The organism is Streptomyces sp. LN549, from assembly GCF_043203805.1.
Taxonomy (GTDB): Bacteria; Actinomycetota; Actinomycetes; order Streptomycetales; family Streptomycetaceae; genus Streptomyces.
The window spans coordinates 297,431-311,247 of record NZ_JAZHRI010000002.1 but is presented as its reverse complement, the minus strand read 5'-3'; the positions used below and the strand labels follow the sequence as shown (position 1 = coordinate 311,247).

Annotated in this window: 11 protein-coding genes and 1 pseudogene; 3 read left to right on the top strand and 9 right to left on the bottom strand. The window is 69.5% G+C overall.

Annotated elements, in window-relative coordinates; genetic code table 11:
• Positions 1 to 84 precede the first annotated feature (84 nt).
• The gene (locus SH922_RS01470) at positions 85 to 1,176 is read right to left on the bottom strand and encodes a PucR family transcriptional regulator (RefSeq protein WP_393053644.1); all 1,092 of its coding nucleotides are present in this window, start codon (positions 1,174 to 1,176) and stop codon (positions 85 to 87) included.
• A gap of 717 nt (positions 1,177 to 1,893) precedes the next feature.
• On the opposite strand from SH922_RS01470, the gene SH922_RS01465 reads away from it, so the two are divergent.
• Positions 1,894 to 3,450 carry a polysaccharide lyase family 1 protein gene (locus SH922_RS01465; protein ID WP_393053642.1) on the top strand — a complete coding sequence of 519 codons (1,557 nt, stop codon included), beginning with the start codon at positions 1,894 to 1,896 and terminating at the stop codon, positions 3,448 to 3,450.
• 117 nt (positions 3,451 to 3,567) lie between these two features.
• Here SH922_RS01465 and helR read toward each other — a convergent pair whose 3' ends face one another.
• Positions 3,568 to 5,712: an RNA polymerase recycling motor ATPase HelR gene (gene helR / locus SH922_RS01460; protein ID WP_393053639.1), complete on the bottom strand. Its 2,145-nt coding sequence runs from the start codon at positions 5,710 to 5,712 to the stop codon at positions 3,568 to 3,570.
• A gap of 4 nt (positions 5,713 to 5,716) precedes the next feature.
• Complete coding sequence (locus tag SH922_RS01455; protein ID WP_393053636.1) at positions 5,717 to 5,854, bottom strand: hypothetical protein; 138 nt, start codon at positions 5,852 to 5,854, stop codon at positions 5,717 to 5,719.
• A gap of 319 nt (positions 5,855 to 6,173) precedes the next feature.
• Between SH922_RS01455 and SH922_RS01450 the strand changes: the two genes are divergently transcribed.
• Positions 6,174 to 6,725, top strand: a complete 552-nt coding sequence (locus tag SH922_RS01450) for a DinB family protein (RefSeq protein WP_393053634.1) — start codon at positions 6,174 to 6,176, stop codon at positions 6,723 to 6,725.
• A gap of 55 nt (positions 6,726 to 6,780) precedes the next feature.
• On the opposite strand, the gene SH922_RS01445 is transcribed toward SH922_RS01450, so the two are convergent.
• The 5 genes from SH922_RS01445 to ligD all read right to left on the bottom strand — a co-directional run bounded on the left by SH922_RS01445 (position 6,781) and on the right by ligD (position 10,808).
• The gene (locus SH922_RS01445) at positions 6,781 to 7,236 is read right to left on the bottom strand and encodes a pyridoxamine 5'-phosphate oxidase family protein (RefSeq protein ID WP_393053631.1); all 456 of its coding nucleotides are present in this window, start codon (positions 7,234 to 7,236) and stop codon (positions 6,781 to 6,783) included.
• A 32-nt stretch (positions 7,237 to 7,268) separates the two neighbouring features.
• Positions 7,269 to 7,739, bottom strand: coding sequence for a helix-turn-helix transcriptional regulator (locus tag SH922_RS01440; protein ID WP_393053629.1), 471 nt, complete (start codon positions 7,737 to 7,739; stop codon positions 7,269 to 7,271).
• A 142-nt stretch (positions 7,740 to 7,881) separates the two neighbouring features.
• Positions 7,882 to 8,292, bottom strand: a complete 411-nt coding sequence (locus SH922_RS01435; protein WP_393053626.1) for a VOC family protein — start codon at positions 8,290 to 8,292, stop codon at positions 7,882 to 7,884.
• A 266-nt stretch (positions 8,293 to 8,558) separates the two neighbouring features.
• Complete coding sequence (locus SH922_RS01430) at positions 8,559 to 9,362, bottom strand: class I SAM-dependent methyltransferase (RefSeq protein WP_393053623.1); 804 nt, start codon at positions 9,360 to 9,362, stop codon at positions 8,559 to 8,561.
• Between the two features lie 477 nt (positions 9,363 to 9,839).
• Positions 9,840 to 10,808, bottom strand: a complete 969-nt coding sequence (gene ligD / locus SH922_RS01425; protein ID WP_393053621.1) for a non-homologous end-joining DNA ligase — start codon at positions 10,806 to 10,808, stop codon at positions 9,840 to 9,842.
• 163 nt (positions 10,809 to 10,971) lie between these two features.
• Here ligD and SH922_RS01420 point away from each other — a divergent pair.
• A pseudogene (locus SH922_RS01420) lies at positions 10,972 to 13,043 on the top strand (prolyl oligopeptidase family protein).
• Between the two features lie 26 nt (positions 13,044 to 13,069).
• On the opposite strand, the gene SH922_RS01415 reads toward SH922_RS01420, so the two are convergent.
• Positions 13,070 to 13,528, bottom strand: a complete 459-nt coding sequence (locus tag SH922_RS01415; protein WP_393053619.1) for a nuclear transport factor 2 family protein — start codon at positions 13,526 to 13,528, stop codon at positions 13,070 to 13,072.
• Positions 13,529 to 13,817 lie beyond the last annotated feature (289 nt).

The window sequence follows — 13,817 nt, the reverse complement described above, 5'->3', positions numbered from 1 at the left end:
TCGCCGGGGAGGGCGCGGTGTCGGACCCGGTACCGGTCCGTGGTGGCCCGGCCCGCCGCAGGCCCGGTCCGATTCGGCCACCTGTCAGGCGAGATCCCTGGCGACGAGCGCCGCTTGGAGCAGCCGCGCCTCGGCAGGGACCGCGAGGTCCAGCCCGGTCAGCGTGCTCACCCGGTGCAACCTGTAGTCCAGGGTGTTGCGGTGGACGCACAGCTCCAAGGCGCTCTGGCGGCGGTTGTGGCCACGGTCGACGAACACCCGCAGCGTCTCCAGCAGGTACGGATGCTCCTCCAGCGGGTCCAGCTTGGCGGCCAGCCGCAGCAGGGCGTCACCGGGGCGTGCGAGTTGGTACTCCAGCAGTACGTCATCGAGCCGGTACAGCCCGGGTGGGCGGTCCAACCGCTGTACGAGTTCCAGTACGCGCCCCGCCTCTGCGGCGGCTGCGGGAACGGCCGCAGGATCAACAGCCGGGGCGGCAGCGGCGAACACACGCTGTCCCACCTCCTTCCCGAGCGAAGCCGGCAGCCCGACCACGTCGCAGCCGCCCGGCAGCAGCGCGATCCCGGCGACGTGATCCATCAGTACCGGGACACCGGCGCGGGCCTCCAGGGACGACTGGACCAGCCTGGCCGGCGGATTCGACTCGAACGACAAGGCGACCACCTCGTGTTCGCCGGTCACCGTCACCCCTGCCGCCTCCGCCAGCTCTTCGTACGGCCGACCGGCGAGCAGGGCGGTCAGCAAGGCCCGCCGTACCCGCTTGTGCTCGCTGTGGATGTCCTCCTGGGCGTTGCGGTGAGCGAGCACGACGGCGGGCATGGCCGCGTGCAGCCAAGCCAGCAGCCCGGCACCCGCCCCGGTCAGCTCCTCGGGCTGAGCCGTCTCGGCCAGGACCTGCCACCACACCTCGGCACCGATGAGATAGGCGGCGATCACCGCCTCAAGGGGGACGCGCTCCTCGGCCCGGCGCCCCGACCACTCGATGAGCCGGGTCAGGTCGCCCGAGTCCATGGCGCCGCCGTCACGAAGTGCCCGCAGCAGCAGCCCGTGCACCGCCGTGATCGACCGTGTCACCTCACCGTCGAGCGTGCGACGCGGTAGTTCCCCATAGAACGGCACTTCCGCAGCACAGCGAGCGACCACGGTCGCGGTGAAATCGCCGCTGCGAACAGCCATCCGTGCATGTAGGCCAAGCATCGGCGCATCGTCACACTGCCCCATGCTTCCGTCAATCACCACTCAACCCGATGAGGCGACCGGGGCACACGGGGTGCTCGGAAAGAATGCGCTTGCTTTCTCTGGATCATCCGGTGTGACGCGAGATCCATGGCCTCGGGGCTCGTCGGCCGTGCCGTGAATTCACCTCTAAATCCAGCGATCGTAGGGCAGTTGGTGCATGAGTTGGGGCAGTTGCCACGGCGAGGGTGTCCAGAGCCTTGCCAGCCCAGCTGAAGCGGTCCTATTCTCACGACGAGAAAGCGCTTTCCCTTTTTCTCTGAACTCCGTTCCGGTGACAGTGAAGCCACGGCAGCCGCCGCGACTTCACGAGCGAGCCGCCATCGATCCGGCGCGGGGCTGTACCCACGGTGCCGACATGTCATGGGGTCGAGGACGCGCCATGACGACGACGCATCGCGTCATCCTGCACGGTTTCGAAAGCGGCGGCTTCCTGTAGCGGCGGTAGCGGTGATCCCGCGGCCGGCGCCGACGTACGCGCAGCTCCAGGCCGCAATGGCGCGGCCCGTCCGATCGCACCGAAGAAGAGCACCCGCAACCACGCCGATCAGGGCTTGTCCAGCCAGGAGTCGGCAGCCGGCAGACGTGTCGGCTGCTGAATGACATGGGCATGCCATTTTGCGGTCCGGCCCAGAAGACGAACAGGGAGAAACCATCATGAAACGACGAGTCGCACTGCGACTGTATGCGGCGCTGACCACGGCCGCTCTTGCCGCCGCGACCGGTGTCGTCGTGTCGATGCCCTCGGCATCGGCCGCGACCGGTGGGGCTACCGGCTATGCAACCCAGAACGGCGGCACCACCGGCGGTGCAGGCGGACAGACGGTCCGGGCCACTACGGGCACCGCGATCCACCAGGCCCTTTGCGGCCGGGCCAGCAGCAGCACCCCCATCATCATCGAGGTGGAGGGGACCATCAACCACGCCAACACGGCCAAGGTCTCCGGTGACAGCTGCAACACCGCCGACGGAGTGATCGAGCTCAAGCAGATCAGCAACGTCACGATCGTCGGTGTGGGCAGCGGCGCCGTCTTCGATCAACTGGGCATCCACATACGCCAGTCCAGCAACATCATCATCCAGAACGTGACCGTCAAGAACGTCAAGAAGTCCGGCTCGCCCACGTCCAACGGCGGCGACGCCATCGGCATGGAGAGCGACGTCCGCAATGTCTGGGTCGATCACGCCAGCCTGGAGGCGTCCGGAGGGGAGTCGGAGGGGTTCGACGGCCTCTTCGACATGAAGGACAACACGCAGTACGTGACGCTGTCCTACAGCACACTGCGCAACTCCGGCCGTGGTGGCCTCATCGGGTCGAGTGAGACCGAACTGTCGAACGGCTTCGTCACGTTCCATCACAACCTGTACGAGAACCTGGACTCCCGCACCCCCCTGCTGCGCGGTGGCATCGCCCACATCTACAACAACTACTACGTGAAGCTCAACGAGTCCGGAATCAACTCCCGGGCCGGGGCCCGCGCCAAGGTGGACAACAACTACTTCAAGGACTCCAAGGACGTCCTGGGCACTTTCTACACCGACGCGGTCGGATACTGGCAGGTCAGCGGCAACACCTTCGACAACGTGACGTGGTCCGCCCCCGGTAGTGAGAACAACCCGGCCGGGCCCGACCCGAAGTCCAACACCACCGTCAGCATCCCCTACGCGTACAGCCTCGACGCGGCATCCTGCGTGCCCGGCATCGTGGCCCAGACGGCCGGCGCCAACAAGGGGCTGAAGGTGTCGGACGGCAACTGCTCGACGCAGACGCCGACCCCGGACCCGACCGACCCGACCCCGGACCCGACCGACCCCACTCCGGACCCGACCGACCCGACTGACCCCGCCGGAACCAACCTCAGCATCGGCGCAGGCTCCGACGGGACCAGCAAGGCCGACGGGACGAGCTACGGCAATGTGCGGGACGGTAACCTGAGCACCTACTGGTCGCCCGCCGGAGCCACCGGCTCGGTCTCGGTCAAGTGGGCCTCGGCGACCGCCGTTTCCTCGGTCAACATCCGGGAGGCGTCGGGCTCCGCCGGCAGCATCGGATCCTGGAAGGTGCTCAACGGCGACACCGGGGCCGTGCTGACCACCGGCAGCGGCGCGGGCGCCATCACGATTCCGAAGACCTCGTTGCGCAAGATCACCTTCGAGATCACCGGCTCGACCGGCACCCCGAAGATCGCCGAGTTCGAGACCTACGCCGGGTAGCGGCAGCCTCGCACCGCCTGTCCGGATCCGGCAGCGCCGGATCCGGACGGACGGCGGGAAGCGACACACGCGGGTGCGACGCCGGCATGACCGCCATCGCGGTCATGCCGGCGCGCGTCACGAACTCGTGAGGATGACGAGTTGCTGCGTCGCCCGGGTCATCGCGACATAGCGGTCGACCGCTCCTTCGATGCCCTCGCCGAATCCCTCCGGGTCGATGAGGACGACCAGGTCGAATTCGAGCCCCTTCGACAGCTCCGGGGTCAGGGAACGGACCCTGGGAGTCGCCCTGAACGTGGGATCGCCGATGACGCAGGCGATTCCGTCGGCATGCTCGGCGAGCCAGGTGTCGAGGACGAGGTCGCGTTCGGCAGCGGATCCGCGGACGACGGGAATGCCGCTGCTGCGGATGGAGGCAGGCACGTTGGCGTCGGGGAGTGCGGCCCTGATGACCGGCTCGGCCTCCGTCATGACCTCTTCCGGTGTCCGGTAGTTGATGCTCAGGGAGGCCTGGTTGATCCGGTCGAGACCGACCCGCTCCAGCCGTTCCTGCCAGGACTCCGTGAAGCCGTGCCTGGCCTGGGCGCGGTCCCCGACGATGGTGAAGCTCCGCGAGGGGCAGCGGAGCAGGAGCATCTGCCATTCGGCATCGGTCAGTTCCTGAGCCTCGTCCACGACGATGTGCGCGAACGGCCCGGCGAGCAGGTCCGGTTCCCCGCCGGGCAGGGCGGATCCGTCGACCAGAGTGTCCTTGAGGTCCTGTCCGTGCAGCATCGTGACCGCACCTTCGCCGTCGGCATCGGCCTCCAGCAGGGCGTCGATGACGTGGGACATGTGCTCACGCTCGGCGGCGACGGAGGCGTTGTGCCGACGCCTGCGCAGCGACGTCTCCGGGTCACCGAGCCGCTGGCGTGCCGCGTCCAGGAGAGGCAGATCGGACACCGTCCAGGCCTGGGCGTCCGCGCGCTGCAGTCGTGACACGTCGTCGCGGCTCAGCCAGGGGGCGCATATTCGCAGGTAGGCGGGTACCGACCACAGGTCTCCGACGAGGTCGGCCGCTTCGATCAGCGGCCACGCACCGTCGAGGGCCGCGAGCAACTCCCGGTTCTGCAAAAGGGACTTGCGGAGCAGATCGTCCGGAACGTCACCGTCGTGCTTGTCCACCAGGATCGTGACCAGCTCCTCCAGGATCTGATCACGCGCCTCGTTGTGCGGAGTGCCGGGTGCCGCTTCGAACGCCACAGCCCAGTCGCCGGCGCTCAGCCGGATGTCGGACCACTGGGTCGTGACCGTCATCCCCTTGGCGGGGGGCTCTTCGTAGAACCTGGCGGCCGCCTCGATCGCCTTCACCAGATCCGCGGACGACTTCAGGCGGGCCACGTCCGGGTCCGCCTCGACCGCTGCTGCGGCACCCTCGGCGACGAGGTCGCGCAGGGTGCAGGTCTGCACTCCCTCCTCGCCGAGGCTGGGCAGCACATCGGCCACGTAGCCCAGGTAGGGCTCGTGCGGACCGACGAACAACACGCCACCGCGGTGATGGCCGAGGCGGGGATCGGAGTAGAGGAGGTACGCGGAACGGTGCAGAGCGACGACGGTCTTTCCGGTCCCGGGACCACCGTCGACAACGAGCGCGCCACGGGATCCCGCTCGGATGACGGCGTCCTGATCGGCCTGGATGGTGCTGAGCACATCGCGCATCCGTGCCGACCGGTTGCCGCCCAGGGTGGCGATGAAGGCGGACTGGTCGTCGAGCGCCGCGTGCCCGGCGCCCCCGCCGGGGGTGAACACCTCGTCCCAGTAGTCACTGACCCGGCCGCGGGTCCAGCGATACCTGCGGCGGCTTTCCAGGCCCATCGGGTTGGCATGGGTTGCTCCGAAGAACGGCTCGGCTGCGGGGGAGCGCCAGTCGAGCAGCAGCCGACGGCCCGTGCTGTCCGTAAGCCCGAGCCGTCCGACGTATACGGGCTCCGGGGCGTCCGTGCCGACCATGTGCCCGAGACACAGATCCAGGCCGAACCGGCGCAGCGTACGCAGCCGGGCGGTCAGCCGGTGGATCTCGATGTCCCGGTCCATCGCCTGGCGGCCCGTACCGCCGGGCGACCTGCGCTCGGCGTCGAGGCGTGCGGACAGTTCGGCGATCGACTGCTCAAGGCACTCGGCGATGGCCGCGAAGTGCTTGTCGTCGCCGGCGGTCAGCCTCGGGTCGGCCTTGGGGGAGAGGCGGTCAGGAAGGTCGAACGCACTGGTGGTCAGGGGGTTCATGCCATCAGCTCCGATCCGAGGTCGAGTCCGGGAAGTCCGTCGGCGCGTACTCCCGCACCTCGTTGCGCGGCGCCCGCCACCACACGGTGAGCCCCACCACCGGGTCGCCGTCGCCGCGCAACCCGTGAACCGGCAAAGACATACGCACTTCGTGAATCTCCCATTTCCGCAGCTTCTGGCCTCGACGAGTGATTCTGCGGCATGACCGGGGCCTTGCCGCAAGCCCCCCACTGCGCTATAAGTTAAGAGTGGCGAGAGGTGGTTACTCCCTCTCGCCTTTGGTGATACCGGCCGCGTCCCTGCCGAACAGGCGGGCGGGGCGAGAAGAACCACCTCGCTCAGAATCCCGATGGCGGGGCAGAACGCTGTTCCCTCACGCCGGCGGCCTGCCGCCCGTCGCAGAGACGCGCGATCCGGGGGCTGAGCGCAGGGGCCGGCAGGCCGGGGTGGACGATGAGGGCATGACCACATCGAGCAGACGAGCCGAGATATTCGCCGGTCCCGGGCCCGACCATCGGTTCAGCGGGTCCGGAACCGGCGACGAACGGAGCATGCTGGTCGACTTCCTCCGGGATCAGCGCGCGACACTGGAGCTGAAGTGCGCCGGCCTTGAGGAGGAGCTGACCCGGCGGTCCGTGGAGCCGTCCACGCTGTCGCTGCTCGGCCTGGTCCGGCACCTGGCGGAGGTGGAACGCCGCTGGTTCCGCCAGGTACTGGCCGGGCAGGATGTCCCGCCCCTCTTCTGCTCCGAGGACAACGCCGACGGTGACTTCGACACGGTGGCTTCCGGCCCTGAGCCGGTCGCGGCGTCCTGGGCGGCCTGGCGGGCCGAGGTGGCGTTCGCCGATCGCCTGGTCAGGGAGGCGCCGCACCTCGACATCCACGGCCATGACTCCTGGCGCGGAGCGGTGTCGCTGCGCTGGGTGCTGATCCACATGATCGAGGAGTACGCCCGGCACAACGGGCACGCGGACCTGCTTCGCGAACGGATCGACGGTGCCAGGGGGGTGTGAGGCCTGCCGGGACGCCGCTGCACCGGAGGTCACGGGCCGAGGACACGACCCGCGGTCAGCCGAGCCAGTGGCCGTCGCGCATGAGGTCACGTCCCCGCAGCTCGTTCGCCTCACGCCATGCCTGGATGCGTCGCGGCCGGATCAGGAAGTACTGGTACGTCCCGCCGAGAGCGCGCGGGTCGAAGCCGGTCCTCGTCGCGAACGAGTCGCCCGCCTCGGGTGCGAGACCGGCGATGTCCACCGGCTCGGCGGTTCCGTCGACGACGACGACGTCGCGGGTCGGTCCGATGCTGAGCCGTACCTGACCGTCCGCCAGCAGATTGCGTCCGGTGACGGAAGTGCGCGGCGTCGAGATGAGGAAGGTGGTTCCGTCCCAGAGATAGGACAGCGGGATGAGGTGGACGCCGCCCGGGGAACCCGACGTTGCGGCCCAGAGATCGATCTCGCTCTCCAGCCGCGCCCGGGTGTCCCGCAGCCTTGCCTCAAGTCCACGTGGTGGTGCATCCGTCATGAATCCTCCAGTCACTCCGAGCACAACCCCGCTCATGTAAAGGCCGGTTCCGGTCCGACGGCCGGAACTTCCCGCCGCCCGACGGATGGCGTCGCCTGGTGCGGCACCCGCGGCGTCGTCCCCGCGGCGGCGCCCGTTGCGCGGCGCCGATAGACATGGGGTGGTACGCCGACGAGCTCGGTGAAGCGTGTACGGAAGATGGCCGGCGATGGGCAACCGACCGCGCGGCGGGTCTCGGCGACGCTGTGGTCACCGTGCCGCAGCAGGGCAGCCGCGCGCTCGATGCGACGGGCCATCAGGTACGCGTACGGCGATCGTCCGTAGGCCAGCCGGAACTGGCGGCTGAGGTGTCCGGCCGGTACGTTCGCGCCGCGGGCGAGCGTCTCCACGTTCAGTGGCTGCGCGTACTCCCGGTCGATGCGGTCGCGTACGCGACGCAGTCGTGCGAGGTCGCTCAGGTGCTGCGCCGCGATGCGTGCGCGCCCCCACGCGGGGTGACACATGCGAGCTCCGTTTCGTCGTCGTCCGTGCATACCCGGAGTGCGGCGGTCGGCCATGGCGCATGGGCGGGTGCGGGCCGTCCACCGAACTCCTTGCCGGCGGTCGCGGTACCGGCCGTCGCGGCCGGACAGATGACCGGACGGTTCAGCGAAGCTCCTGGATGCGGACCAGGTTGCCCGCGGGATCGCGGAAGGCGCAGTCGCGGATGCCGTAGGGCTGCTCGGTCGGCTCCTGGACGACTTCGGTGTTGCCTGCCTGCACCTTCTCGAACGTGGCGTCGAGGTCCGGGGTGGCCAGCAGGATCCATCCGTAGGTGCCCTTGGCCATCATTTCGGTGATGGTGCGGCGCTCGTCCTCGGTGATGCCGGGGTCGACGGCAGGCGGCGCCAGCAGGATGGACGTGCTGGGCTGCCCGGCGGGGCCGACTGTGATCCACCGCATCTTGCCCTGCCCGACGTCGCTGCGGACCTCGAAGCCGAGAACGTCGCGGTAGAAGGCCACGGATGCGTCCGGGTCGTCGTGCGGCAGGAAGCTGGTGTGAATGCTGATGTCCATGACGATCAGGCTAAGGCCGCCCCTGCGGCCCGCGCTTCTTGATTCCTGACCGATCCCGCCGGTTCTTCTGCCTTCCCACTGCGCGACGCCGCTGCGTGCTGGATGCCCGCCCGGGGCGTCGCAGGCCAGTGGCGACCGACGACAACGCCGCAGATGTGCGTGCCGGGCCCCGCGAGCCCGGCACGGTCCAAACGCTAGAGGTGCACCGGCTCATGGTGGATCACAGCAGTTCGCCCCTCCGGGCGCAGCGGTACGCGAGCAGTGCGTCACGGGCGGCGCCCCCACGCGGAGATCATGGGAGCGGTGGCGAGGTCGAGGAGGCCGGTGGCGACGTTGGCCAGGTGGCGCTCGATCTCCTCGTCGGTGGCGAGCCCCTCCGACACCAGAAGGCCGCGGATCTGCCGCACGGTCGCGGCCTCGAGGACGGAACACGCCGGTGAGGTGATGGGGAAGTACGCGTCGGCCTGTACGTCCTCCAGACCGGCTTCGCGCAGCAGCCTGGGCAGGGTCCGTCCGTACGTGAGGTCCGCGCCGCGAGCCGCCATCAACGCGCGGAAGCCGGAGCGCAGCCGGTTGGCGAGCCGCTGTTCGGGGCCTGACTCGTCCGGGCACAGCAGCGGCTGCAACCCCGGGTCGGCATCCTCCAGGAGCAGCCGGCCGCCCGGCCGCAGTGCCTGGATCATCCGGCGCAGCGCCTCGGCCCGATCGGTGACGTGCACCAGGACCAAGCGGGCGTGGACGAGGTCGAAACCGCCGGGCGGCGGCGGGTCGGCGGCCACGTCGTGGCGCAGCACCTCGATCACGCCGCCGGTGACGCCCTGCGTCCACGACACATCGATGTCGGTGGCGACCACCGCTCCTGTCGGTCCGACCCGCTCGGCCAGCCCCAGGGGGACGGAGGGGGAGCCGGCGCCCACCTCCCAGCACCGCATGCCGGTGGTGATCCCGAGCCGGTCGACATGCCGGAACGTCACTGGATCGAACAGTTCGCTGAGAGCTCCGAAGCGGATTCCCGCCTCCGACTGCTGGTTGTCCAGAAGATAACCGCGCTCCGTGTCGTGTTCAGCCATGGCGCGATCCTGCCAGAAGCCGCAGAACGGGTGCGGACACGCGGCCCGCGCCTGGCGGCCGTCCAGTCCGGGCGGGGACGCGGCGGTTGGACGTCGAAGAACCGCCAGACCCCTCAGTCCTCCATGAGCCGCCGACGCCACCAGCCGCACGCACCCCACGGGCTTGCCGGCACGAGGTGAGGACTGAGCCCCGGCCGCAACCGGCCCTCTTCCAACTTCCGGACCGCTACCCGAGTCGCCGCGGGAACGCCGCCGATCCTGCGAACCGCAGTACCTCTTCCGGGACGCCAACGCCTCGTGCGCAGCCCCTTCGGACGCCTACGCGGCATCAGCCTTTCGGATCAACATCCTGTCAACCTTGCACGGACCGGTCCGCGTCCGCACGTGGTCACCGAGATCCCGCACCAGCGCAGGTGCTCCTGCTTCTCGCCGACGTTCACGCGTCTCCGGAGGAACAGCGCTGCCGGAGCCGGTCCATCAGTCCAGCCGGGTCAGATCCGGCCGCAGCCGTTGCCAGACCGGATGGCGCAGACGGCCGGCCCTGGTCCATTCCGTCGCGGTGACCTCGGCGACCAGCCGTGGTTCCACCCAGTGCGCGCCGGTCACGTCGACCGGGTCCGTGAACGGGGACGTCGATCGTGCGATGACCGTGAAGTACGCCATGAGTTGGCTCTGTTCACGCTCGGACATTCCCGATCCCACCGATCCCGCGTACCGCAGCCCGGCGGGACCGGCCACGCCGACGAGCACGGCTCCCGGCACACCTGCGGCGGTGCCTCGTCGCTGGGTCCAGCCCCCGATGACCACGTCCAGGGTCTCCACCCGCTTGGTCTTGCGCCAGTGAGCCGATCGGGTGCCCGGCGTGTACGGCGAGGAGAGCCTCTTGGCCACCACGCCCTCCAGGCCTTCACGGACCACCGCTTCCCACACCTGTGTCCCGCGGCCGTGCACGTATGAGGGTGCCGACCAGTGCGCTCCGGCCGGCCCCAGGACGGACAGGACCTCGCGGCGCTCGACGTACGAGGCGCCGAGCAGGGCATGGCCGTCGATGTACATGACGTCGAAGATCATCAAATGGGCCGGACAGTCCAGCGCGAGGCGGCCGGCGCGGCGCGAGTTGACCACACCCATCCGGCTCTGGAGAAGGCCGAAGTCGGACCGTCCGGAAGCATCGAGGACCACGAGTTCACCGTCCAGGACCACACCGCGGCCGCGCAGCTCGCTGCCCAATGCCTGCAGTTCCGGATAGGCCACGGTGATGTCGTTGCCCGCCCGCGAGGTCAGCCGCACCGATCCGTCGCCCGTGGTGCTCAGGATGCAGCGGACACCGTCCCACTTGGTCTCGAACGCCCAGTCCGAATCGGGCACGGGCAGCGGACCCGGCACGGCCAGCATGGGTGCGATCGGCGGCGGCGACCACAGGGCGCCGGAAGGATTCGGAACCATAGCCCTGATGATCGGACGTCCGACGGTTCTGCGCAGACCGGCGGCGGACGCACGCACGGGCTGCCGTGCACCGCGCAACCGGGTACGGGGGGAACTTCGGCTTCGCCACCGACGGCAGCACCGAGCTCTCGAACCCGGCGGCCTCCGGCTCCACGAGACGGACATGGTCCCGCAGTGCCTCGCGAACCTGCACAATTCTGTGGTGATCACTGATGACCCATACCTGTGGCTGGAAGACGTCGAGGGCGAAGCCGCGCTCGCCTGGGTGGCTGAACGGAACGCCGAGACGGAGGCCGCGCTGGCGGTCGGCGGCGGTTTCGCCACGCTGAAGGAGCGCCTGCTGGAGGTGCTGGACGCGCCGGACCGGATCCCCTACGCCTCGCGGCACGGGGAGTTCCTCTACAACTTCTGGCGGGACGCGGGGCACGCGCGGGGTGTGTGGCGGCGTACGACACTGGAGGAGTACCGCACGGACGCTCCCCGATGGGAGGTCCTCCTCGACGTCGACGAGCTCGCCGCCACGGAGGGTACGAAGTGGATGTGGGCCGGCGCACGGGTCCGCCACCCCGACTGCGGCCGCGCCCTGGTCTGCCTCTCGCGCGACGGCGGTGATGCCGTGGTGGTCCGCGAGTTCGACCTCGGCACCCGGACCTTCGTCGAGGACGGGTTCCAGGTGCCGGAGGCGAAGACACAGATCGGTTGGATCGACGCCGACACCGTCTTCATCGGCACGGACTTCGGGCCCGGCACCCTCACCGAATCCGGCTATCCGCGGACGGTTCGCAGATGGCGTCGCGGTACACCACTCGAAGCGGCCGACCTGGTCTTCGAGGGCGAGATGCGGGACGTGGCGGCCGGGGGCCGGCATGACTCCACACCTGGTTTCGAACGGGACTTCGTCTTCCGGTCGATCGACTTCCACCACAGCGAGATGTATCTGCTCGCCCCGACTCCTCGCTCATCAGGATCGATGTCCCGGACGACGCCAGAGCGTATGCCCATCGAGAGCATCTGATCGTCATCCTGAAGTCCGACTGGCTCGGACAGCGGGCGGGCTCCATGCTGGCCTTCGGCTTCGACTCCTTCCTGGCGGGCGACCGCACCCCGGAGGTGCTGTTCACCCCGGACGCGCGGACCGCTCTGGCCGGGCACTCGTGGACCCGTCACCATCTGATCCTGGAGACGATGCGCGACGTCAGCACCCGCATCGAGGTACTCACACCCACCCCCGGCGCCGGATGGGCACGCGAGCCGCTCGCGGACATCCCTGCCCTGTCCGCCGTCACCGTGGTGGACACGGACCCGGACGTCTCCGACGAGTTCTTCCTGGACGTGTCGGGGTTCCTGCAACCGTCCACGCTCCACCACGGGAGGATCGGGAGCCGTACGGAGATCCTCAAGCAGGCCCCGGCACGCTTCGACGCGGCCGGCCTGACAGTGGAGCAGTTCTTCGCGATCTCCAAGGACGGCACACAGGTGCCGTACTTCGTGATCGGCCCCGACCACACATCCCAGGGCCCCGGCCCCGCACTGCTCCACGGATACGGCGGCTTCGAGGTCTCGCTCACCCCCTACTACGGTGCGGTGACGGGCCGGGCGTGGCTGGAGCGCGGCGGCACCCACGTGATCGCGAATATCCGGGGCGGCGGTGAGTACGGGCCGGGATGGCACCGGGCCGCGCTCGGCGCGGGCCGGGCACGGGCCTTTGAGGACTTCGCGGCCGTCGCCGCCGACCTCGTCACGCGGGGGATCACCACCCCGGCGATGCTGGGCGCCACGGGCGGCAGCAACGGCGGACTGCTCATGGGCGCCATGGTCACCGGCTACCCGGAACTGTTCGGCGCGATCGTCGCGCAAGTCCCGCTGCTGGACATGCTCCGCTTCCATGAGCTCCTGGCGGGTGCCTCCTGGATCGCTGAGTACGGCGACCCGGACAACCAGGACGACCGCGAGCATCTGCGCGAGCTGTCCCCCTACCACCGGCTTGCCGCGGGCCAGACGTACCCGCCGCTGCTCCTGACGACCTCCACCCGTGACGACCGCGTCCACCCGGGCCACGCCCGCAAAGCGGCCGCGCGGATGCGCGAACTCGGCCACCGGGTCCTGCTCCACGAGAACACCGGCGGTGGCCACGCGGGCGCCGGCGACAACGAACAGTCCGCCCACAACAACGCTCTGATGCACACGTTCCTGTGGCAGCACCTTTCCCCACAGGCTCCGCCGGCTCTTGGCTGACCCGGCAGCCGGGCGCGCCCGGGCCTTTACGGGGTGCAGGCCCCGGCGATCGACAGGCTGTTCTCGTAGAGGTGGTGCCGGGTGACGCGGCCGTCTTCCACGGTGAGGTGGAGTGCGAACGGGCCTTCGAAGGACTTGCCCGTCGACCGTACGGTTCCTGACAAGTGCCCCATCAGGACGGCGTCGGCGCCGTCGACGAGGAAGGTGTCGACGGAGGCGCGCGCGTCCTCGGGCACAGTATGCGCCGCCAACTCCGCGGACTGGGCAGCGCATTCGGCGGCGGTGGACCGTGGCCGGATCCACGGGACCACGGGGTTCTCGGCCAGCAGCCAGTCGACCTCGTCGGCGAAGAACGCGACGATCCGCTCGGTGTCCCCTGCCAGCCGGGCGGCGAGGAACTCCTGCACGACAGCCCGGGTGGCCTCGGCGGTGGAATCCGCGATCGGGGCCGAACCAGGCTTGGTGGTAACGGGCTTGACGGTCATGGTGGCTCCTTGCGGCTGGGGCCGACTTCCGGCGGGGGTTCCCGTCGCTGTGCTCGATCCTGCCGGGAGAGGGGAGAGCCGTCGATTACCCCGGAGGTAGTCGGCGGCCGGGATCACGGCGCATACGCGTCGGCGGCGGTCAGGAAGAGGGGGCGCGTACGCCGGCCCGCGTCGCAGAATCGGCGTGCAGGCTCCGTCCGAGGCGCCACTCGAGCTCCTGCGGGTGCGGACAGACGGCAACCGCTCGGCGCACGGCCTGCCACTTCGGCTTGTTCCCGGCTCTTCGCGC